General features: G+C 53.7%; 15 protein-coding genes, 1 tRNA gene and 3 pseudogenes. 13 read left to right on the top strand and 6 right to left on the bottom strand.

Annotated elements, in window-relative coordinates; translation table 11 throughout:
- The first annotated feature begins 369 nt into the window (after window positions 1-369).
- From BLQ98_RS14090 to BLQ98_RS14095, 3 genes are all read left to right on the top strand, one after another.
- Window positions 370-3,828 carry a class I SAM-dependent DNA methyltransferase gene (locus BLQ98_RS14090; RefSeq protein ID WP_093733949.1) on the top strand — a complete coding sequence of 1,153 codons (3,459 nt, stop codon included), beginning with the start codon at window positions 370-372 and terminating at the stop codon, window positions 3,826-3,828.
- 43 nt (window positions 3,829-3,871) lie between these two features.
- A complete protein-coding gene (locus tag BLQ98_RS18110) occupies window positions 3,872-4,051 on the top strand; it encodes a hypothetical protein (protein ID WP_141135341.1) in 180 nt (59 codons plus the stop codon).
- Between the two features lie 65 nt (window positions 4,052-4,116).
- Complete coding sequence (locus BLQ98_RS14095) at window positions 4,117-5,151, top strand: P63C domain-containing protein (protein ID WP_167354551.1); 1,035 nt, start codon at window positions 4,117-4,119, stop codon at window positions 5,149-5,151.
- A 305-nt stretch (window positions 5,152-5,456) separates the two neighbouring features.
- Here BLQ98_RS14095 and BLQ98_RS14100 read toward each other — a convergent pair.
- Window positions 5,457-5,532, bottom strand: a tRNA-Thr gene (locus BLQ98_RS14100).
- 127 nt (window positions 5,533-5,659) lie between these two features.
- On the opposite strand from BLQ98_RS14100, the gene BLQ98_RS14105 reads away from it, so the two are divergent.
- A complete protein-coding gene (locus BLQ98_RS14105; protein WP_093733951.1) occupies window positions 5,660-6,535 on the top strand; it encodes a hypothetical protein in 876 nt (291 codons plus the stop codon).
- Window positions 6,536-6,628: 93 nt separating this feature from the next.
- Here the strand turns inward: BLQ98_RS14105 and BLQ98_RS14110 are convergent, their stop codons facing one another.
- The 3 genes from BLQ98_RS14110 to BLQ98_RS14120 are packed head-to-tail and all read right to left on the bottom strand — an operon-like array spanning window position 6,629 to window position 8,779.
- A complete protein-coding gene (locus BLQ98_RS14110) occupies window positions 6,629-7,834 on the bottom strand; it encodes a DUF3618 domain-containing protein (protein WP_093733952.1) in 1,206 nt (401 codons plus the stop codon).
- The gene (locus BLQ98_RS14115; RefSeq protein WP_093733953.1) at window positions 7,824-8,222 is read right to left on the bottom strand and encodes a phage holin family protein; all 399 of its coding nucleotides are present in this window, start codon (window positions 8,220-8,222) and stop codon (window positions 7,824-7,826) included. The genes BLQ98_RS14110 and BLQ98_RS14115 overlap by 11 nt, the downstream gene beginning before the upstream one ends.
- Complete coding sequence (locus tag BLQ98_RS14120; RefSeq protein ID WP_093733954.1) at window positions 8,219-8,779, bottom strand: hypothetical protein; 561 nt, start codon at window positions 8,777-8,779, stop codon at window positions 8,219-8,221. Before BLQ98_RS14120 ends, BLQ98_RS14115 begins: the two co-directional genes overlap by 4 nt.
- Window positions 8,780-9,096: 317 nt before the next feature.
- Here BLQ98_RS14120 and BLQ98_RS14125 point away from each other — a divergent pair, with 317 nt between their 5' ends.
- Complete coding sequence (locus tag BLQ98_RS14125) at window positions 9,097-9,591, top strand: ferritin-like domain-containing protein (protein ID WP_093733955.1); 495 nt, start codon at window positions 9,097-9,099, stop codon at window positions 9,589-9,591.
- Between the two features lie 110 nt (window positions 9,592-9,701).
- Here BLQ98_RS14125 and BLQ98_RS14130 read toward each other — a convergent pair whose 3' ends face one another.
- Window positions 9,702-11,372, bottom strand: a complete 1,671-nt coding sequence (locus tag BLQ98_RS14130) for a mechanosensitive ion channel family protein (protein ID WP_244148437.1) — start codon at window positions 11,370-11,372, stop codon at window positions 9,702-9,704.
- Window positions 11,373-11,786: 414 nt separating this feature from the next.
- On the opposite strand from BLQ98_RS14130, the pseudogene BLQ98_RS14135 reads away from it, so the two are divergent.
- From BLQ98_RS14135 to BLQ98_RS14150, 4 genes and pseudogenes are all read left to right on the top strand, one after another.
- Window positions 11,787-12,795, top strand: a pseudogene (locus BLQ98_RS14135) (IS5 family transposase).
- 41 nt (window positions 12,796-12,836) lie between these two features.
- Window positions 12,837-12,980 (top strand): integrase core domain-containing protein, encoded by a 144-nt coding sequence (locus BLQ98_RS18665; protein ID WP_093733956.1) that lies wholly within the window; start codon window positions 12,837-12,839, stop codon window positions 12,978-12,980.
- Between the two features lie 167 nt (window positions 12,981-13,147).
- A complete protein-coding gene (locus tag BLQ98_RS14145; protein WP_093733963.1) occupies window positions 13,148-14,884 on the top strand; it encodes a type I secretion system permease/ATPase in 1,737 nt (578 codons plus the stop codon).
- On the top strand, window positions 14,881-16,191 hold the full coding sequence (locus BLQ98_RS14150) for an HlyD family type I secretion periplasmic adaptor subunit (RefSeq protein ID WP_093733957.1): 1,311 nt from the start codon (window positions 14,881-14,883) through the stop codon (window positions 16,189-16,191). The genes BLQ98_RS14145 and BLQ98_RS14150 overlap by 4 nt, the downstream gene beginning before the upstream one ends.
- Before the next feature lie 729 nt (window positions 16,192-16,920).
- Here the strand turns inward: BLQ98_RS14150 and BLQ98_RS14155 are convergent.
- Window positions 16,921-17,232, bottom strand: coding sequence for an integrase core domain-containing protein (locus BLQ98_RS14155; protein WP_279614923.1), 312 nt, complete (start codon window positions 17,230-17,232; stop codon window positions 16,921-16,923).
- A gap of 62 nt (window positions 17,233-17,294) precedes the next feature.
- On the opposite strand from BLQ98_RS14155, the pseudogene BLQ98_RS14160 reads away from it, so the two are divergent.
- The 4 genes and pseudogenes from BLQ98_RS14160 to BLQ98_RS14175 form a co-directional block, all read left to right on the top strand.
- Window positions 17,295-17,459: pseudogene (locus BLQ98_RS14160) on the top strand (integrase core domain-containing protein); the annotation flags it as partial.
- 493 nt (window positions 17,460-17,952) lie between these two features.
- A complete protein-coding gene (locus tag BLQ98_RS14165; protein WP_093733958.1) occupies window positions 17,953-20,463 on the top strand; it encodes a calcium-binding protein in 2,511 nt (836 codons plus the stop codon).
- 6 nt (window positions 20,464-20,469) lie between these two features.
- Window positions 20,470-20,907: a calcium-binding protein gene (locus tag BLQ98_RS14170; protein ID WP_093733959.1), complete on the top strand. Its 438-nt coding sequence runs from the start codon at window positions 20,470-20,472 to the stop codon at window positions 20,905-20,907.
- 283 nt (window positions 20,908-21,190) lie between these two features.
- A pseudogene (locus tag BLQ98_RS14175) lies at window positions 21,191-21,747 on the top strand (IS5 family transposase); the annotation flags it as partial.
- Between the last annotated feature and the right edge of the window lie 38 nt (window positions 21,748-21,785).

Below are 21,785 nucleotides of genomic sequence, written 5' to 3' on the forward strand. Positions count from 1 at the left end.
ACCTGCTCCCCTGGTACACTCGCTACATCTGCTACACCGCGCCCCTTTGTAGCGATTGTAGCGGATGTAGCGACGCCACCCGGCGACGATAGCGATTTCTGCGACACCAGCCCAGCGCACTGCCCTGCCCGTCGCAAAGCCTGATGCTCTCCCACATGGCCTAGCTATCAACGGAAGCCCCCGCACATGGACCGGTCGCATTGTGTCGCTGGACGAATGGCGCGGGCTTCCGGAATGGGAACGGCACGTGCCAAATGAGCGGCACTGTTGCGGCATATCAAGGCAATGGCAAAAGCCTGAATAGCAAAGACCCTTTCGTTCTTCGCACTACCGTTGCAAGAATGAACCCGGACAAAAAGGGGCAGGGTTTTGCAGATCGAAGAATTTATCGACCGCTGGAAATGCTCTGGCGGCAGTGAACGAGCTAATTTCCAGACGTTCGCGAATGAATTATGCGATGCTCTGAGCATTGAACGTCCTGCGCCTGCAAAGGAAACGGCAGCCGCTAATTCCTATTGTTTCGAACACCCCGTGACGTTTATTCACACGGGCACGCAATCGCGGGGGTTTATCGACCTTTACCGCGCCAAACACTTTGTGATGGAAGCCAAGCAGGGCGTGGGCGGCAGTCAACCCGACACCAATGCCCAGCCCAGCCTTATGCCAGACTTGCCCAGCGCCACCCGCAAGGGGCATGGCACGCGCGGCACAAGGCGGTGGGATGACACAATGCTGCGCGCCCGTTCGCAGGCCGACGGCTATGCCCGTGCCGTGTCGCGCGATGACGGCTGGCCGCCCTTCCTGCTGATTGTGGACGTGGGCCATGTGATCGAAGTCTATGCGGATTTCTCGGGCCAGGGCCAAGGCTACACACAGTATCCGGACGGCAACCGCTACCGGATCACGATGGATGATCTGCGCGACCCGAAAACCCAAGAGCGCCTGCGCATGATCTGGACCGACCCGCACGCGCTCGATCCCTCAAAAATTGCCGCGCAGGTCACCCGTGAAGTAGCCGACCGACTGGCGGCACTAGGCAAATCCTTCGAAGGGCAAGGTCACGAACCCGAAGCGGTCGCGCGTTTCCTGATGCGGTGCCTGTTCACCATGTTTGCCGAAGATGTGGACCTGATCCCGCATGGCAGCTTTACGAAATTGCTCAAACGCCTGCGCGGGCATCCTGAACATGCCGCCCAGTCGCTCAAGGGCCTTTGGGAAACAATGAACACCGGCGGCTTTTCCCAAGCCCTGATGATTGACCTGATGCGCTTCAACGGGGGCCTGTTCAAGGACGCAGACGCCCTACCCCTATCCGAAGTGCAACTGTCCCTGCTGATCGACGCCGCCGAAAAGGATTGGCGTGAGGTGGAACCGGCCATTTTCGGCACCCTGCTAGAACGTGCATTGGACAAACGCCAGCGCCACAAGCTGGGCGCGCACTACACGCCGCGCGCCTATGTGGAACGGCTGGTGGTGCCAACCATCATGGACCCGCTGCGCAGCGACTGGCGCGATGTGCAGGCGGCGGCTGTGACACTGGCCACCCAAGGGCGCGAGGATGAAGCCCGCGATGCTGTGCGCGCCTTTCACGCATCCCTATGCGAAATCCGCGTGCTGGACCCGGCCTGCGGATCGGGTAACTTCCTTTACGTGGCCCTTGAAATGATGAAACGGATGGAAGGCGAAGTCACCGCCCTGCTGGCCGAATTGGGCGAGGATCAGGGCGCACTATCACTGGCAGGGCATACCGTGGACCCGCACCAATTCCTTGGCATCGAATTAAACCCTTGGGCGGCGGCGGTGGCCGAACTCGTTCTGTGGATCGGCTATCTGCAATGGCATTTCCGTACCCACGGCAAAGCCAGCCCTTCTGAGCCTGTCCTGCGCGATTTTCGAAATATCGAAAACCGCGATGCAGTGCTGACCTATGCGGGCACCCAAGCGAGGCTGGATGATGCGGGCGAGCCGGTCACCCGCTGGGACGGGCAGACCTTCACCGTGCATCCCGTCACGGGCGAACAGGTGCCAGATCCAGAGGCGCGCACGGCCGTGCTGGACTATCTCAAGCCCCAGCCCGCCAAATGGCCAGAGGCGCAATTCATCGTCGGCAACCCGCCTTTTATCGGGGCGAGCCGGATGCGCGAGAGCTTGGGCGATGGCTATGCCGAAGCCTTGTGGAAGGGATATCCGAAAATGCCACACAGCGCCGATTTCGTCATGTTCTGGTGGGAAAAGGCCGCATTGGCCGCGCGCGACTGGAAATCGGCAACGGCCAAGGGCACCCGGCGTTTCGGCTTGATCACGACCAATTCCCTCCGCCAGACCTTTAACCGCAAGGTGCTGGCACCGCATCTGGCAGACCCAAAAACGGGGCTGTCGCTGACCTATGCCATTCCCGACCACCCTTGGGTGGATGCGGGCGATGGCGCGGCAGTGCGTATTGCCATGACGGTGGCCGAAAAGGGCCGCTCGCCGGGGCGACTGCTGACCGTGACGGAGGACGTCAAAGGGGTAAGCGAGGCCGATGGCCGTTTGGTACGGTTTGATATCCAGAAGGGCAAGATATTCGCCAATCTCCGCATCGGAGCGGATGTGGCGGGGGCAGAGCCTTTGAAGGCCAATGAAGGACTTTCGACGCGTGGAGTGATGCTTTTTGGGGGTGGTTTTATTTTGACCGAAGAACAAGCCTTTGCGCTTGGACTTGGCGTTGATGAAAAGGCCTCCCAAGTTATTAAGCAGTATCGAAATGGGCGCGACCTACTCGGCGTTTCAAGAGGACTTTATGTTATTGACCTTGTAGGACTGACGGAAGAGCAAGTGCGCCGTAACATGCCCAAGGTTTACCAACATGTGCGTGATAACGTTTGGCCCGAGCGTCAACAAAACAACCGCGAAAGCCGCAAGCGAAATTGGTGGATTTTCGGTGAAGCGCTTGCTCCTTTCAGGCCAGCGCTGGAAACTGTAAATCGCTACATCGTCACGGTGGAAACTGCGAAACATCGCTCCTTTCAATTTCTTGATCGGCAGATACTGCCAGATAACAAGCTTGTTGCAATTGCACTTGATGACGCTTCAATTTTGGCCGTGCTTTCGTCTCGGCAGCATGTCTCTTGGTCACTATCAGCCGGAAGCTGGCTTGGCGTAGGCAATGACCCCGTTTACGCGAAATCAAAATGCTTCGACCCTTTTCCGTTGCCGAACCTGACCGACGCCCAGAAAACCTATCTGCGCAGCCTTGGAGAACAGCTCGACGCGCACCGCAAGGACCGCCAAGCGGCCCACCCCAAGCTGACCCTCACTCAGATGTACAACGTGCTGGAAAAGCTGCGCGCCGGTGACCGGATCGAAGGCAAGGACAAAGAAATTTATGACCAGGGGCTGGTAGGCATCCTGCGCGATCTGCACGACCAGATCGATGCCGCCGTGGCCGACGCCTATGGCTGGCCTGCGGACCTGTCCGACGATGATATCCTGCACCACTTGGTGGACCTGAACCGCGAACGCGCGGCAGAGGAAGCGCGCGGGCATATCCGCTATCTGCGCCCCGATTATCAGAACCCTGCTGGCACCGCAGCCAAGCCCAAAGACGAACAAGGCGCTATGGACCTTGGCCCCAAGGAAGCGGTGACAAAAGACCCTTGGCCCAAATCCCTACCCGAACAGATCGCCGCTGTCCGCGCCGTCCTGACCGCCATGGGTGGTGCAACACCCGAACAGGTCGCCCGGCGCTTTGCCCGTGGCCGCGCCACTACCGTGCAACCCCTGCTGGAAAGCCTTGCCGCACTGGGACAGGCGCGGTTGGTCGAAGGGGGCAGGTTTGCGGTGTAGACGCGCACCAATGGCGTGCAGATAACAGGATGGAAGGCTATTCATGGCAAAAACACAGCCAGTTTCTGGCTGGAAGGATGCGCAAATGTTCGGTTGTCGCGGAATTGTAGTAATATCAATTTCAGACGACCTCCAAGAGGCGGATATCATTACGTTCCGTGATTGCCGCAATATTCACATTCAAGTCAAAGCCAAGCATAATGCAAGCATGAAGTCCGATTAATGCTTGCAAATAACCACCCGAATGGGCAATTATGTAAGCATGGACAAAAAAAGGATGCTTGCAAAATGGATAGTAATGAAAAAGGACGGGCGGCGGGAGGGGTCGCTAGGGCGGAAAGCCTTAGCCCGAAAGAGAGATCAAAAATTGCCTCGGAGGCCGCGAAGGCTCGCTGGTCAAACACCAAAGCCCCAACCCCTGATATGCCCATAGTCGTCGAGGGGTATTCTAGTCACATCGACCTTGTCGATGCACGGTTGCCATGTGCGGTCATTGAGTGGCCAGATGGGCGTATTCAGCGAGTGTTGAGCGAGAATGGGATCACGAATGCAATTTTGGGCGGGCGGAGCGGAGCATCTAAACGCCTGAAAAGCAGTGGGGCTACAAAGCCTCTGTTTCTGGCCCCACGGCAGCTAGAGGCATTCATACACAAAGACTTAGAGGACGGGCCCCTTAAGCCGATTGAGTATGTCGAGGGCTCTCGTGTTGTGCGCGGATATGATGCCGAAATTCTAGTGGCGGTATGCGCCGTCTGGTTGAGGGCGCGCGCCGCAGGCGCTCTGCAAAAGCAACAGTTAGCGAAAGCGCAAAAGGCCGAAGACCTAACGCTTGCCCTAGCAAACACTGGTGTAGCGGCGCTGATTGATGAGGCCACCGGATATCAGGATGACCGCGCAAAGGACGCACTCGCGAAGATATTTGCCCAGTTTCTCGCTAAAGAGCGTCAAAAATGGACTTTAACTTTTCCTCTTGATTTTTATCGAGAAATTTATCGCCTTCGTGGGTGGAAGTTTGAGCCGTGGAATACTCGTAGGCCACAAGTTATCGCAAAATGGACCGACGACTTTGTTTATGACCGGCTAGCACCCGGCCTTACAGAAGAGTTGCGAGACAAGAACCCCACATCGGAAACTGGCAGGAGACCGCATAAGCACCACCAATGGTTCAATCCGCAGCGAGGTCACCCGCAGCTGAAAGAGCATATCGCAGGCGTCATTGCATTACTTCGAGCCGCTGAAACGTGGGAAGAGTTCAAACGAAAGCTGAATAGGGTATATCCCAAGTTTGGTGAGACCATAGAAATGAAATTAGATCGCGGCTAATCCACTGACACGACCTTTGCCGCCTTTTTAGCAATCTCACTGCGTTCTAGTAGCGAGAGCTTATCGGCTCTCGCCTTTCGCCCACCCCAACGCTGGCCTGATATGTCTGGTGCAGCTAATCCGAACTAGAAACATGGCAGGCGCAATTGCCGACGATGCAAAGGCGAAAATTAGCGTAAATTGACTCATGCAAGGAGTAAGCCGCTCTAAAGGGCATCAATGCTCAAAGGGTGGATATTTAGGGGGATACGACGCAACACCGGAAGCAATTTTCCACTAAAAATCAATTGTTTACATGATCTATATGGTGCCCCCACACGGACTCGAACCGCGGACCTACTGATTACAAATCAGTTGCTCTACCAGCTGAGCTATAGGGGCACTGAGGGAGCGTTTAAGAGATTGCTGCGGGCCGTGCAAGAGGGGAAATGTCAATTTTTTGCAGTTTTACACAAGTCCCGCAAAAGGCTATTGGAATGCAGGTACCAGTAGGGGTGGGAAAGCGTTCATGCAGTTGATTTTGCACACAGGTGGCCATTACACCGAAGAAGACAGATTGCTGAAAAGCCTGCAATCTAACCATGATTTACTGACCCAGGCAGGAACACATACGCCAAGCCCCAGCACCTACCGCGGTTTGTTTCGCGATACGTTGAATGCGATGCATAAATCCTCGGCTGCTGACGGGGCGCGGGATGTGCTGCTGGACGCGGTCATGGGGGAGTCAGAAGCGGATCGGGTGATCTTTTCCGACGCGAATTTCTTTCGCACCCCCGCTACGGCTGTTGTCGAAGGGATGCTCTATCCCGCCGCCCCTGTACGTATGATGCGGATGGCACAGTTGTTTCCCGATGACGAACTGCAGATCTTTATGGGGATCCGCAATCCGGCAACGCTTTTGCCAGTGCTTTATGATGTGGCGGCTGACAAATCTCCGACACAGTTCTGGGGCGACAAGGATCCGTTGGATGTGCGCTGGTCAGACACGCTGGGATTGCTGCGCGATTCCGCCCCTGAGATTAATATCACGGTCTGGTGCAACGAAGATGCGCCGCTGATCTGGGGACATATCATGCGCGACATGGCGGGTCTGCCTGCCACGACCCCGCTCAAGGGGGAGTTTGACCTGCTCGAAACGATTATGCGCCCGGAGGGGATGAAACGCTTTACGTCTTATCTGGCCGCACACCCTGAAATCACTGCGGCCCAACACCAGCGGGTGATTGCCGCGTTTTTAGATAAATACGCGATAGATGACGCGCTTGAAGAAGAGCTGGATATGCCCGACTGGACCGAAGAACTGGTCGAGGATATGACAGAGGTCTATGATGAAGACCTCGCGCGTATCCAAGAAATTCCCGGGGTTCGGGTAATTCTGCCGTAAGCTCGTCACGCGTGGGTCACCGTTAATCTTAGTTCGACATGCAAAAAGCCCGCGCTTACCAGCGCGGGCTTTTCGATTTGTTCAACCGAGACCTCAGGACTTTTTGATGTCGCCAACCTTCTGTTTGTCTGCCTCGGCCTCTGCCGCGTCAACGACGCGCTGACCGGAAGCCTTGGCCTTTTCGACGAACGCATCTGCAGCTGAGGAACCGGGGGCAGCGGCGTCCGCATCTTCTTTGGTTTCGCGCAAGACTTTCTTGGCCTCGTCCGATGCCGCCTGCGCAACCTTACCCAGCTTCGACTTCTCTTCCGCAAAGATACGCTCTGCATCGGCCATCAGCTGGTCGCGGTGCTGACCCATATAACGGTCTTCGGTCCGGCTACGCGGCAATGCCGCGCCAATGGCGGCCCCGACGGCCAGTGCAAGCGCACCGACGACCAAGGGCTGATCTTCGAAGATATCGACCGCGCGATCACGGCCTTCGCGACCATAGGATGCTGCTGACGCACGTGCACGCACGGCGCTTTCACGGGCTGCAATCACGCGTTCACGTGCGGCTTCGGACAGATCCTCGGTCCCCTCCGCCAGGCGGCGGCGTAGCTGCGCGGCGCGATCAGCGGTGGAAGACGTGAAGTCGCGTGCGCCCGAGGCAACGGAATGACCGGCATCAGACACCGCACCTGCGGCTCCTTTCGCCTTGCCCGCAACGGTCGACCCTGCGCTGGACGCGGCACCGGATACGCGACCACCTGCGCGCGATGCGGCGTCGCCTGCGCGTTGTGCCAGACCGGGGGTGTCGTCGTCATCGTCATGGCGTGCCCAAGATGGCACATCACCTGACCGTGCGACTTCGCCCGAATAGTAGGGTTTGGACGGATCACCGGGCTGTGGCCCTAGATCGCGGCGCTGTCCTGCGGGGATCACGCCATGCTGCTGTGCGGCGACGGGCAAACCACTGTGGTCGTCGCGATCGCCATAGTAGTTTGTGCGGTTGCGCGGATCACGGTGGTCATAGCTGTCACGTGTACCCATACGGTCACGGCCCGGGGCTCTGTCGCCGGCCATCAGCCATGCCAGCCCTGCCCCGGTCAGCGCCAGCGCGATTGGATTACGCTTCACCGCGTCGGTGACCGACCGTCCAATGTCACCACCATGTTCACGGAACTGATCCGAAAACTGGCGGGCAATTGTCTCTACCGAGAATTTATCTTGCAGATCATCCAAGGTGTTGGTCAGTCCGGCGCGTTCACGTTCGATCTCGCGTTCGATTTCTTCGGGCGTGCGGCTATCATTTGTCATTGTAAACCTCCTTCACGGCTTGCGCGTCGCGCTTTACGTTTTTAGTGGCACGGCTCGGTGCCAAGCTGCTGAGCTTGAGAGCGCTGGTGCCTTTGCTCGCCATCAGATAGGCGATCAAGGCAAAGGCAACGCCGACGATCAATGCAGACCAGCCGGCGGGAATGCCTGCCTCGGTCAAGGCCGCGACAAGCGCCGCAGTCAGTACGTTCAATGCTGTCAAAGCAACAATGACGGCCCCCACGATCAAACCGATGGCAGCGCCCGCTGATTTCAGATTTTCATTCACCTCGGCACGGGCCAGATCGACCTCGCTGCGCACAAGCGAGCTGACGTGGGTCAGTGCATCGCTCAGCAAACTTCCTGTGGATTTATTAGGATCGGTGGTCATTGTGTGCCCCCCTTCGAGGTAGTGTTCACGGCAGGTGCGGCCACATCATTGGTGTTCAGACCCTGCGTACGCTCGGTTGGAACGGGGCGTTCCATGTCGCGGCCCTCATAGGCATAGCGCTCACCACGGGCACCCGTCTCGGAGGCTTTGGCAAAACGAGTTGCGGCGAAGCCCACCAATGCGGCACCACCTAGAAAGACAAACGGGTTACGCTTGGCAAAATCGGTGACAGCACCAACCATCTCGCCCAGATCTTTGTCGCGCATCGAATCCGATGCATCGGCAAGGCCGTCTGCAAGCTGGCTAAAGGTACGTTCTTGCGGCGAACCGCTGCGCAATTCGTCGGCTGCAGTGCGCAATGCGCTGGCCACGCCCTTAACTTCGTCTGCAGCGGCACCCTTGGCGTCGTCTGCATAGCGTGCGGCGTCGGAAGCAACGGTATCGGCCACATCTTTGGCCCGAGTTTTCGCCTCTTGCGTGGCGGAAGCTGCGGTTGCTTTTGCTTTTTCATTCAGGTCCTGCGCGCCGGCAGGATTGCTATTTTTGTGATCAGTCATGGTGCGCTCCTTTTGATTAGGCGACTAGGTTGAGAACGGCGAGAACGACCACGATCAGGCCGATGAGGTAAAAAACTCCATGCATTCGAATTCTCCTTAGTTGGTCACGTTCCTGTCATCGAGGGACCAACGGCCGGTGCTGAATTTCGTTCCGCACCCACACGCCCGAAGCAATAAAAAATCTGCGACGAGCCGGTGAAAATCGGGGGGTGTATATAGGCACGCGCGAGGCGAATAATCGCTGAACACAGCATGGAACACATTCGGACGCTGCGGCGTTTGACACCGAATGCAATCACATCCCAGAGGAGATCGATATGTCGATGAACAGCCTAAAAGACGTGTACCACGACCAACTGCAAGATATGTACAGCGCCAACAAACAGTCGCTTGATGTGGTCGTCGCACTTGGTCGCGCCGCCACGGACAAAGACCTGTCCGAAGCTCTGATCGCGGGGTCGAATGGCATCAGTGAAGGTATGGAAAAGCTTGCCGAAATCTGTAACGCCCATGACATCAAGCCAAGCGGCGAACATTGCAAAGGCATGGAAGGTCTGGTCGCAGAGGCCAAGGCGCACGTCCTGAACGAAGATTTTGGCGACGACGATGTGCGCGACGCGATGATCATCACGCAGTACCAACGTATGGTACACTATGCGCTAGCCGGTTACGGCTGCCTCGTGGCGTTCGCCAACCGTCTGGGCAAAGACGAAGACGGTGCGGTCTTGCAAGAATGTCTGGATCAAACTTATGACGGCGATCGCCGCATGACCGAGATTGCAACTGGCGGCGTGAACAAAGCTGCTGCCTAAGCCGACGTTGGCTGGCCCTGCCCGCCACCCTACGCACACAAAAGCCCCGCTAATTCAGCGGGGCTTTTTCTATGTCTAGGGGTGCCGAACAACCTGTGATGTAGCAGCGCCTAGCTGGCCTCTGCTGCCGAAACTTGCGGAAAATATTCCACTCCCTGCTTTTCAGCGAGCTTGTGAATTTCAGCCACGATGCCTTCGCGTGCATCGCAGGCTGCCTCCCACGAGGTATTGGGATCGGCGCAGGGAACAAGGAACCAGACCTCCATACCCAAGACATCCTGCCCGCCGACCCGCACGCAAGCGTCATCGCGTTTACCAATGTATTTATCTTCCATCTCGTCGATCACCTTGTCAAAAGCATCGCGGAGCGCATCAACATCAGCCGCGTGAGAAAGCTTAATTTTGACGATCCGCAGCATTTCGGGCTCCTGCATGGTCCAGTTTTTGAATGGCGTGGAAACGAATTCAGTCACCGGCACGACCAGCCGCGTTCCGTCCCAGTCTCGTAGTTGGACATAGGTGAAATGGATCCGTTCAACATGACACAGCGCATCGTTGAACACGATCCGGTCGCCGATCTTGGCGGACCCGTTCAACGCGATTTGAAGCGATGACATGATGTTGCTCAGGATGCTACGCGCGGCAAAGCCCAAAACCAGCGTAACGGCACCTGCGGTGCCCAACAGCGTTAGCCCAAGGTTCTGGAACACATTGGTTTGCGACAAGAATATACCGCCACCAACCAGCACCACCGCCACAACGAACACCCGACGCGCGGCTGAAATACGGGTCGCGGTGGTGCGCTTGTGCACCTCCTCCTTGAGGGTCAGGTCGGTTTCTTCAACCTTCGTCAGATGATCCAAGATCACCTCGACGCAGTTGACCACAAACCACAGCCCCGCACCGATTAGACCCAGCCACGCCGTCGGCACCAATATCGTTGTCAACTCTGCCGAAAACGAGAATATCTTGGCCTCGAGCACCATCACAAACAGTGTCGAGACAACAACGCAGGCAGGCCCGCGCACCGAGTTTAGCATCTGCTGCGCCAATCGCGACGGTATGCGCTGTGCGACCCAGCTGGTCAGAAGCCAGACCAGACGCGCCACATAGATTGCCAGCACGATCAGAACTGGCAGACCAATCAGTTCCCACAGAGCAAGGTCGACAACAGTGTTTTGTGTCAGCACGTCCGGCAGCATCGTTTCAAGTCGGCCGGGACCGTAGCGCTCGTAAAGACGCGGGATATTTTGCACGGTGTGACGCGAGAAAACCCAGACCGGCTCCCCGTCCTCCGCCTTGATCCGGTTCAGACGGATCGAGGCAGGGTAGTCCTCCATATCCAGCGTCCACAACAGCAAGGACTTGCGCGGCGTCCCCGCCATCGCGCGATCAGACGTCGCCGTCGCGTCCAGCGCATCGGGCCGGTCCAGCAGTTTATCCCAATCAATCACGGTCTTTCGGCTGATCACGGTTTCAAGCTGACGGATCAGCGAGGTGCCGACCTGCTGTTGGCGGTCTTCCCGTATATCCGACAGATCAAGCAGATGCGCCGCACCGACCCAATCATCACGCCGGACCGCCCGCACCAGGCTCTCCATCGTGGCGCGCGGAGTTTCCCGATCGATCTCCGACGGCACAGCGGGCAAGCCGACATTCAGCGCCTCGACGCAATACCAATGCGCGCTATCGCAAGCCTCTTCCTTATCTTGCGCCCAAACCGGCGCTGCAAAAATCAGCAGCGCGCCCAACAGCCCCGCGATATATCTCAGATTGATCAAAACACTCTCCATTCCGGCGTCACGCACCCGCGTGACAAGTCGTCGTTGAGACTGAGCTAGCGCAGCTGGGACAATCTACCAACCTTTGTTCCTATATCTTGGACCTACGAGATCGTACCGCGGTACCAAGCCACAACACGCGCCGTCGCGCCGGTCATACGAAGGGTGGAAATTATAGTTGGCTCGGGATTTGCGGTGGGGGGGGATTGGCGGAGGAGGTGTCCGCGATCGAACTCTGTTAAGAGTTTGACAATAATGCAATTAAAGCAACTACGACTTATACATACCACATAAGATACCACTCTACGCGTAGCCGGTGATCCTATTTACTATCTGCTACCTTTCAACGGCTTTGTTGCACAAATCGCGTCCTGTAGGATCCACTGTATGAACCCAGTATAGTAGCAGGCTGCTATGAGCAGCTGGACACAGACGAAGTACAAGACCCGGAACTGGGCGGAGTACAATTTTTCACTCAAACAACGAGGATCGCTATCCATCTGGTTTGATCCAGGGATGACGTGGGAAGCGGTCGGGTCTGGTCGAAGGGGGCGTCAGCAAATCTACAGAGTTGCTGCTATGCAAGCCTGTCTGACCCTCAAAGTCTTGTTCGGCCTGCCGTTGAGGCAGACGACGGGGTTTGTGGAAAGCCTACTGAAATTGGTTGGGCTGGATTGGGCGGTGCCGGACTTCAGTACATTGTGACGTCGTCAAAAAACATTGTCTGTCGCTATCCCGTACAAAGGATCAGCAGGTCCTCTGCACCTGCTGTTTCCCCCCCGGGACATTGCTGCGCAATGCCCTGCCGGGCAGTGGACAGCACAGGCATCAAGGCGGAGGGCGAAGGTGAATGGATGTGAGCGATACCTGAACTGCGCCGCCTATGGCGCAAGATCCATATAGGGATTGATGAGGAAACGCTGGAGATACGGGCCATTGAGGTAACAAGCAGCGGTGTCGGCGATGCTCCAATGCTGCCTGACCTACTCAATCAGATCCCCCCGGATCAAAGCCTCGGGAGCGTCACTGCTGACGGAGCCTACGACACGCGCAAATGCCATGATGCGATTGCAGCACGAAATGCCCATGCCGTCATACCGCCGCGTAAGAATGCCAAGCTGTGGAAGCCCGATACGCCCGGGGCCAAAGCACGCAACGAAGCCGTCCAATCCTCAAAGTATCTGGGTCGTGCATTGTGGCGACAGGTGACCGGGTACCACCGCCGCAGCCGCGTCGAAACAAAACCTCTCGGGATCATGCTACGCATAACCCTGTCGGTCAGTGGATGCATTGAGTGAAGTTGCTCGGTCAGCGCCTCTCGGCACGTGACTTCGACCGGCAAGTTGCGGAGATCCAAATCCGTGCCGCGATCCTAAACGGCTTCACAGCTCTCGGCATACCCCGTACCGACCCCGTAGGCTAAATCCGTCTGAGGTAAGGGGAAGTCCAACCTCAGCCCGATTTGTGCAACAAAGCCGGTTCCAGGCCAAACGCGTTATCGAAGATTGGATCAGCTTCTACAACATCGAGCGGCCTCACAACGCTCTCGACAAACGATCACCCGACGACGCTTTCTTCACAACAGAACGGACGCAGAAGGCCGCATAAAACCAACCAGATTATATCTTAGCTGAGCCGCAAACCTGTCCTAAAAAGTAGGACCACTTCATTTCTCTTCACTCACTTTAAACTTTTTTCAAGTTAAGTCGAGGGAATGTTAAATTTCAAGCCAAAGGCGTTAAGTTAACCCATGCTATTATGTGTCTGGCAACCTTATGCCTAATGATGCTTTTCCCGGTGGAAACGATGAACTGCGAAAGATTCGGAATAGCACAAGCAGTCTGTATTTTTCGGTCGGGTTTTTCAGCCTGTTTGGAAATCTGCTGATGTTAACCGGACCATTGTATATGCTGCAGGTCTACGACCGTGTGCTCGGTTCCGGCTCGGAAGAAACACTAATTGCGTTGTCGCTGTTGTTGCTATTTTTATATGGGGTAATGGGGTTACTGGACTACGTCCGCGGCAGAATAATGGCCCGCGTTGGTGCGCGGTTTCAATTTGCCTTGGATGGACGGATATTCGATGCGGTCGTGCGTAAATCTGCCGTTGCTCCGGATACCAAAACCAGTGCTGCGCTGCAAGATCTTGAATCTGTGCAACGGTTGATCATGTCGCCGGTCATGATGGTAGCATTCGATTTGCCATGGAGCCCGATATTTTTCGCAGCTATTTTTATTTTTCACCCGATTTTGGGGTGGCTTGCTGTAATCGGTGCCTTCAGCTTGGTAGTGATCACTGTAGCCAACCAAATATTGTCTCGTCGTCCACAAGCTAAAGCTGCAGCTGAGGGTCAAATGGCACGAGCCTTTTCTGATCAGATCAGGATCGAGGCTGAGATGGTGCAAGCCATGGGCATGCGTGACGCAGCCTTTAAGCGGTGGCGCTATCCCAGAGGCGGCGCACTGGAAGCACAGCTTCGAACAACTGACATTAGCGGGACATTCACATCGATCACAAAGACACTTCGGCTATTTCTGCAATCAGCGATGCTTGGTATGGGTGCTTGGCTAGTCCTTCAAAACGAAATGACTGCAGGCGGGATGATCGCGGGATCTATCCTATTGGGGCGCGCGCTTGCACCTGTCGAATTGGCACTTGGTCAATGGCAAGTTGCACAGCGAGCCCGCACCGGATGGAGAAATATTGCGCAATTGCTTGACGCAGTCGCCCCTGAGGAGCCTAAGACAGCTCTTCCAAAGCCTAGGGCACATCTGACGGTTCGTGCGTTAGTTATCGCCCCGCCAGGTGAAAAACTTCCCGCACTGAAGTCGGTTAGCTTCACTCTTGAGCCAGGCCAGGCTGTCGGCGTGATCGGGGCATCCGGATCAGGTAAATCCACACTGGCCCGCGCACTGACAGGAGTATGGCAACCTTCAAGTGGATCAATCCGCTTAGATGGTGCGGCGCTCGACCAATATGGATCCGAGATATTAGGTTTACATGTCGGATACCTACCCCAACGGATTCAATTATTTGATGGTACGGTCGCCGAGAATATAGCTCGGCTTTCAACCCAACCTGATACCGAAAAAGTAATTTCTGCTGCAAAACGCGCCGCCGCTCACGAGATGATCCTTGGGCTGCCTCGAGGCTATGACACGGTTATTAAAGCCGGCCAAATACGCCTTTCAGGGGGACAAATGCAACGGATCGGCCTCGCGCGCGCGCTGTATAGCGACCCCGTAATTGTAGTACTTGACGAACCCAATTCCAATCTCGACAACTCAGGGTCGCTAGCGTTGAATCACTCCATTTGCCAGATGAAAGCAGAGAACCGGTCTGTCCTGATTATGGCGCATCGGCCCGCAGCTATCCAGCAATGTGATCGCTTACTAGTCCTCGAAGGCGGCGCAAGAGTGGCCTTTGGGCCTAGAGAGGAGGTTCTGGCGGAATTGGTAAAAAACCACACCCAAATTCAAGCGGCACCCAAACCAACTAGGGCTGTGCGTTGAGCGTTTCGGGGTCGCAGCCGTTTTCGACGTTTCGTATTGTTGCAGTAGGCTATATTGCGCTGTTCGCGCTTCTCGGCGGTTTTGCTATGTGGGCCATGTCGTCTCAGATCGCTGGGGCAATTGTTGCTCCCGGCAAGATCAAAGTGGACGGCGACCGACAGATTGTACAACACGAAATTGGTGGCGTGGTCTTGGAAATACTTGTTGATGACGGTGACATAGTGCGCGCCGGTGATCTGCTGTTCAGACTGGAGCCGCAGCAACTCTCATCTCGTTTGAATATCGTCGAGGGTCAACTTTACGGATTAATGGCGCGCCGCGGGCGTTTAGAGGCAGAGCGCGACAGTCTGGGCCGGATTAAATTCGGGAAAGCGCTGAAGGCCGCAGCTAACAACAATAAGGACCTGATAGAGCTAATGGAGGGACAGTCGAACCTACTTGCGGCGCGTCTGGCCACCGTTGCCCGACGTACCGAGCATCTAAACAAACGTAGCGATCAGGTCGCCTCGCAGATCACAGGCATCGAGGCACAAAGTGTAGCGCTCGAGCGTCAGTTAGCGCTACTAGAAGAAGAGCTAGCCGGCCAGAAGTTCTTGTTAAAGCGTGGATTATCAAAGGTGACAGCCTTTTCAAAGCTTCAGCGTGAAAAAGCCAATCTGCAGGGTCAGATTGGCCAACTCATAGCGTCGAAAGCTCAAGCTGAACAACGGATAACTGAAATCGGCATTGAAGTACTAATGCTGAGAACCAATATGCGTGAGGAAGCTATCTCAAGCCTGCGTGATCTACGCGATCGCGAAACAGAACTGGTTGAGAAGCGTCTCGCGCTTAAGGCTGAAATTGAAAGGTTGGATATTCGCGCACCTGTGTCGGGCATCGTTTATGAATTGCTCGTACAGACGCCGAACTCGGTCGTAAAATCCGCCGAGCCATTGATGCATCTTGTGCCACAAGACCGCCCGCTGGTGATCGTCGCGCGCGTTATGCCCACACAAGTGGATCAGATTAACGTGGGCCAAGTCGTAAACCTACGCATGACTGCGCTCGATCAGCGCTCTACGCCTGAATTGGAAGGAGAGATTTTACGGATTTCGCCAGATGCGGTGGATGATTCATTCACCGGGGAAACCTATTTTAGCACAGAAATTGCGTTTGTTCGTGGCGAGCTAGATAGGCTGCCAGTAGGGACGATTTTACTGCCGGGCATGCCGGTGGAGGCGTTTATTAGAACCGCTGACAGGACACCGCTTTCTTATCTGCTGAAACCGTTAACTGATTACTTTTCGCGCGCGTTCCGGGAAAACTGAAAAGACTGTATGATGTATCAATACTACTCGCTGTGCCCCCAAAAGCCCACGTTTATAACTAGTGTTTTCCGCTAGATTCTCCTTAGCTGAAGAAGAATCGGAAACGCATGAAGGCATCGAAGTTCGCGGAAGTTAATCGCCTCGGTTTTGCCGGAAACTGTTAAGTTTCCTTAAGCGAATTTATCGGATTTGATCATGTTTACATTGAACGCATCCCAAGCTTCCATTGGTGCAATGTGAGTAGCCCCTAGTTTCCCAGTCACCTTCATGGTTTATATTATGGTGTCTGTTCTCGAAGTCGACGGGCGACAATGCGCAGCCGCTTCGGGTTAAACAGTTTCATGCTGCTGACACACATCAATAGTCTTTTCTCCAGCTTACGGTTCCTTGATAATTGCTATGATCTGTTTGTCTGTGACTAACGGCTTCATTAGTCTGTTCTTTTGTAGGCCGGAGCCTACACAATTTTTGAAGGAATTTTTGAGGCTCACGGCATGCGTGCTCGATCTGAAATCTAGGTCTCAACACGGAACACGCATGGTGAAATTTTTTAATAGTAGTTTTGATTTGATAAGTTTAGTGGGTGACTGCTCTCACCAAGTTCATATTAGCACGCCTATTATACTATATGGTTAACGGGATATGAGTTGAGTGAACCGCCCCTTGTTTGCCGGAGACCCAGAAGTAACGATGCTGGGTTTGACCGAGTCGCAATTGAATCCTCTATTATTAGCTAGCTCTGTTCAGGTATTGGTCTTCCTTTGACCGATTAGCATATTCCGCTGGCGTCAGGCCAGCGAGGCTTGTGTGCTGGCGGTGATGGTTAAAGTCATTGCGCCATGCCGCGATTAGACGGCGGGCGTGATGCCGGCTGTCGAACAGATGCTCGTCCAGACATTCATCCCTCATCTTACCGTTGAAGCTTTCGACAAAGCCTTTTTGCATGGGCTTGCGAGTGCGCCCCATCACAGTCACAGTCCTGTCCCCTTGGATCGGTGCTTGGGCATTCTTAGCAAAGACGGCATCATGAAGACCCCACATCCAGCTATTAGCGGCATCGCCACGCACATGGCCAGCCACGTCGCTGTTGGATTGATACGCAAGACAACCGAACCGTTCGCGGCGAACGGCTTGGGCAATACATCTTCGAAACCATTGAGGAGGCACAAGACCAAGCAACTGAATGGCTCTGGACTTACAACAACGAGCGACCCAACATGGGTATCGGCGGCATGACACCCGCCATGAAACTGAAAACAACCGCCTGAATTCTACGGCTGGACCCCGTTAAAAATGGGGGGATTACCATAGGAGCTTCGGGGCGCTGGCAGTGAAGATGAGTGGCTTGTTCAAAGCAGAACTGATCCTCAGATACCGTCGAATGGGAAACCCTCAAACGGGTTAATTGGTTCAACAACCGCCGCCTGCTTGAACCTCTCGAATATATCACACCGACGGTAGTTGAGGAGGCGTTTTATACAGACATGAACACGCTCGATAAAATCGTCTAAGAAGAACTTGACAGCCTCCTGTAAAACCGGGGCGGTTCAGGGTGGTGGGCCACGTGAACACCTGTATTCACTGCAAAGACCAAAACGATCTTGGCAGATCGACGTCCTAGCGGGTGAGATTTTACACCATCAAACCCCTAAACAAATGTAAAATTATAGTATTTCTGCACATTACGAACACAATCAGGAGGAATTGCCGACAAATTTCCGGCAGAATACAGACGCAACCTTCAAGCAGAGGAGATTGCAGATGAAGAATTTCACCGTAATTGAAACAGATAGTTTTTCTAAGGATGTTGTAAGTGAAGCTATGTTCGGCACGAACTTCGTAACAACATACGATTATGAATTCTTTAGCGACGAGAATCTTCTGTCTGTTCTGAAGGAAACTGGAACCACCAACTTAAGATTCCCTGGGGGAAGTGTAACTGAAAGTGTTTTCACAGATGTATCATTTAATACAGGTATTTGGGACGCAACGTCATATGTCGATGAGAATGGGGCGGATAAAAATCTCGTTTCTCTGAGTGAGTTTTTTTCGGTAGCGTCTGAAGTAGACGCTCAGGTACAGCTAGTAATTCCAACCCGCGTGGCTTTCACAACCTCTGCGGGGGACGCCGTACTAGATGGAACGTACGGGAGCCGTACAGATCTTGACCCAGCCTATCTTGAAAATGTCAAAAGGTACATTGAGCAGGCTCAATACCTAGCAGAACAAAAAGAAGTAACAATATCAAAATTCGAAATTGGAAACGAATTTTGGGGAAGCGGAATAATGACTGCTTCCGAGTACGGAGTATTGGCGGCAAAATTAACAGTATTTTTGCATGAAAGCTATCCAGATATCGGTTCGATTGCTCAAATCACTTGTGGGGCGAATAGATATAGCCCAAGTAGCGATCGCGACGTATTTCTCAAGCCTCACCTTGAAGGAGGCTATGATATTGTCATGCTTAACGAGCATGAGGGCGAGGTTCCAAATGACTGGATTAGAAAGACACTTCCTGGACAAGGATCCGCGACTGATCAAACAAAACAAATTGCAGACCAATTTATAAATTACGAAAATTCTATCGATATCCTATCAGGAATCGTGGATCACGTTTATTTCGATGGAGGATTCGCAGAAATCGATGAACAACGAAACTATGCTCTTTCATATGTGCCTGAAACGTTCAAGGCTCATATAAGCTCGAATGAATTGGAGTACTTTATTAGCGAGTGGGGTCCGAGAAATATTCGTTCGGATGATCGTAGTTTAAACGCCGGTAACTCAAGCGGTTTGCAATATGCACATAGTACGGTGGAGGCTTTCTTTGAGATGGCCTCATTTGGAGTTGATGGTGCAAATTTTTGGCCGACAACATTCGGATACCCCTCCGCTCTATATAGAACCTTAATAAACAGCGTAGATGAGAGCCTGACATTTGGCGGGGTCGCATTTTCGTGGCTTTCACAAGCAGCAATAAACAAAAAGCCACTATTCGATTTTGAAATCGACGGTCAGATTGATATTCATGGCTTTGAGAGCGGTGGTTCCATGTCGATTTTTGCGGCCGAAAGAAGCGGCAATCGTGATGAAGTCGTTAGCTTGAATCTTGGTGATTTCGCACCCACCTCTTCCTATTTCACGATGATATCAACCATGAATAGCGATGATGGAGAAGCGACTAGCGATATGTCATCGCCTGTTATCTCCTACCTATCTGACGAGAAAGATCTGGATGACACCATTTCGTTCCAGCTCAAGGCGTGGGATCTGGTTTGGCTGGAACTACAATATATTACAGATGGGAATGATACGATCAGCGGAGGGATTGCCGATGATCGTATAAGAGGCGGTGGTGGAAATGATCAGCTATCGGGTGCCGATGGGGATGATACGGTTCGTGGTGAATTGGGACATGATATTCTCGAAGGGGGTAGCGGAAACGACCTTCTAAATGGCGGATGGGGGCATGACCAATTGGCCGGGGGGTTAGGGAACGATGTTCTTATCGGTGGTCAGAACGATGACTTCCTTTCTGGGGGAAATGGATCGGACACTCTGCGTGACGGCACCGGTCGCGATACACTGACCGGCGGTCAAGGCGCAGATTATTTTGTCCTTAGCTTGGACGGTGAAAGTGATACCATAAGTGACTTCTCTAGCACTGAAGACTATATCGATATATCTGAGTGGGAGGGTACGGGTAGTCCCTTAGGCTTATTGCATGAAGTCACATCAGATGGATGCGTTTTAAGTTCAAACGATGAACTTTTAATCGTACGCTCTATTGATTTTAAGCCCCTAAACTTTGAAGATATTAAATTTCTCGGGGATATCAAGGTTGACACACTGGAGACCTATCCACCGAGTTTACATGGTGATGACAGCATACGGGGAGACGCAACTAACGATGAGCTAAAGGGCTATGCCGGCGCTGACGTTATAGAAGGCGGAAATGGTGACGATACCATTTGGGGGGGCAATGGCTGGGATATTCTTAAAGGAAATTCGGAGAATGATGTGATATATGGCGGTGATGGGTACGACACCATTAGCGGTGGTGAGCAAAACGATATACTTTACGGAAATTTCGGTATGGATATTATTTATGGAGATGAAGGTGACGACGAAATTTTCGGCGGGTCGCATTCGGACGTAATATCCGGTGGGACTGGCAATGATACTCTCGAAGGAGGAGCTGGCGCAGATACCATATTTGGTGGTGCAAACAATGACTACATGTATGGGAAAGCTGGTTCTGATATTTTATAAGGCGGAATGGGAAGTGACTACATCTCCGGGGGAATTAATAATGACATTATCACCGGGGGCTCGGGGGACGACACAATGCATGGTGGAAACGGATCGGATCTCCTTGAAGGTGGAAACGGTCAAGACCTTTTAAAGGGAAATTCAGGTCAAGATACCCTTGATGGGGGGGCCGGATCAGATATCCTCTTAGGAGGAATTGGTGCCGATACATTTATTTTTAGTAGTGGGTTTGATCGGATAGTTGATTTTCAGAATAATATAGACAGCTTAGTTATTGATCAAAGCGTGCTGGGAGCAGACGGAATTACGGTTAAGAATTTGGGCTTTTTTGACGTTTCTGAAGGTACTGATAGCCTCCACTTAGATTTTGGATCAGGTAACTATTTAGTAATAGATGACATTCATGATCTTTCTATTATTCTGGACGATATATCTTTCATATGAGTTATTCGGATACAGTTTAGCTGTATACTCTGAATAGCCCCTGAGAGTGTCCGATTGAGGTGCCCCTAGCAACTGTATTAAATTTCTGGGTTCCACACAACAATTTTGGCGAGCAATGAGTTTGCCAATACGATCAACTTTCGAGCAACTGCGATGAGAATGACCTTGGGTGGCTTGCCCTTCGCGCGCAATCGTTTTGCAAAGTCACTTAGGGTTAGGACCCATTAAATGATTGAGCTTGTGGCGCTGTCGTGATTCATGACCCCCAGTTTTAGGGGATATGATGAGCACTCTTTATTGGCTGACGGAGACACAAATGCAGCGGCTTCGACCAAACTTTCCAAAGAGCCGAGGGCGCGCTCGTGTGGATGATCGTCGTGTTTTGAGTGGCATTATTTTCATCAATCGCAATGGCTTACGCTGGTGTGATGCGCCAGCCGAATATGGGCCGCCGAAGACGTTATATAATCGCTGGAAGCGCTGGAGTGATATGGGCGTGTTCGCGCGGATCAGGATGGGGCTGGCCGAGCAGGCCCCCGACAACAAGACCATCTCAATCGACGCCACCTACCTCAAGGCACATCGTACGGCCTCCAGCCTGCGGTTTAAAAAGGGGGGCGAGTACGCCTGATCGGGCTGACCAAGGGCGGTATGAATACCAAACCGCACGCGATCACAGACATCCGCGGACGACCAATCCGCCTCTTCATCACAGCAGGACAGGTCAGTGATTATACCGGCGCGGCGGCCTTAATGAATGGTTTGCCTGAGGCTAAATGGCTCCTCGCTGACAGAGGGTACGATGCTGATTTGTTCCGTGAAACCCTTGTTGACAAGGGCACAACTGAATCGCCCCGAGTTTGTCGGAGACTATCAAC

The organism is Sulfitobacter litoralis (genome assembly GCF_900103185.1).
Lineage (GTDB): Bacteria > Pseudomonadota > Alphaproteobacteria > Rhodobacterales > Rhodobacteraceae > Sulfitobacter > Sulfitobacter litoralis.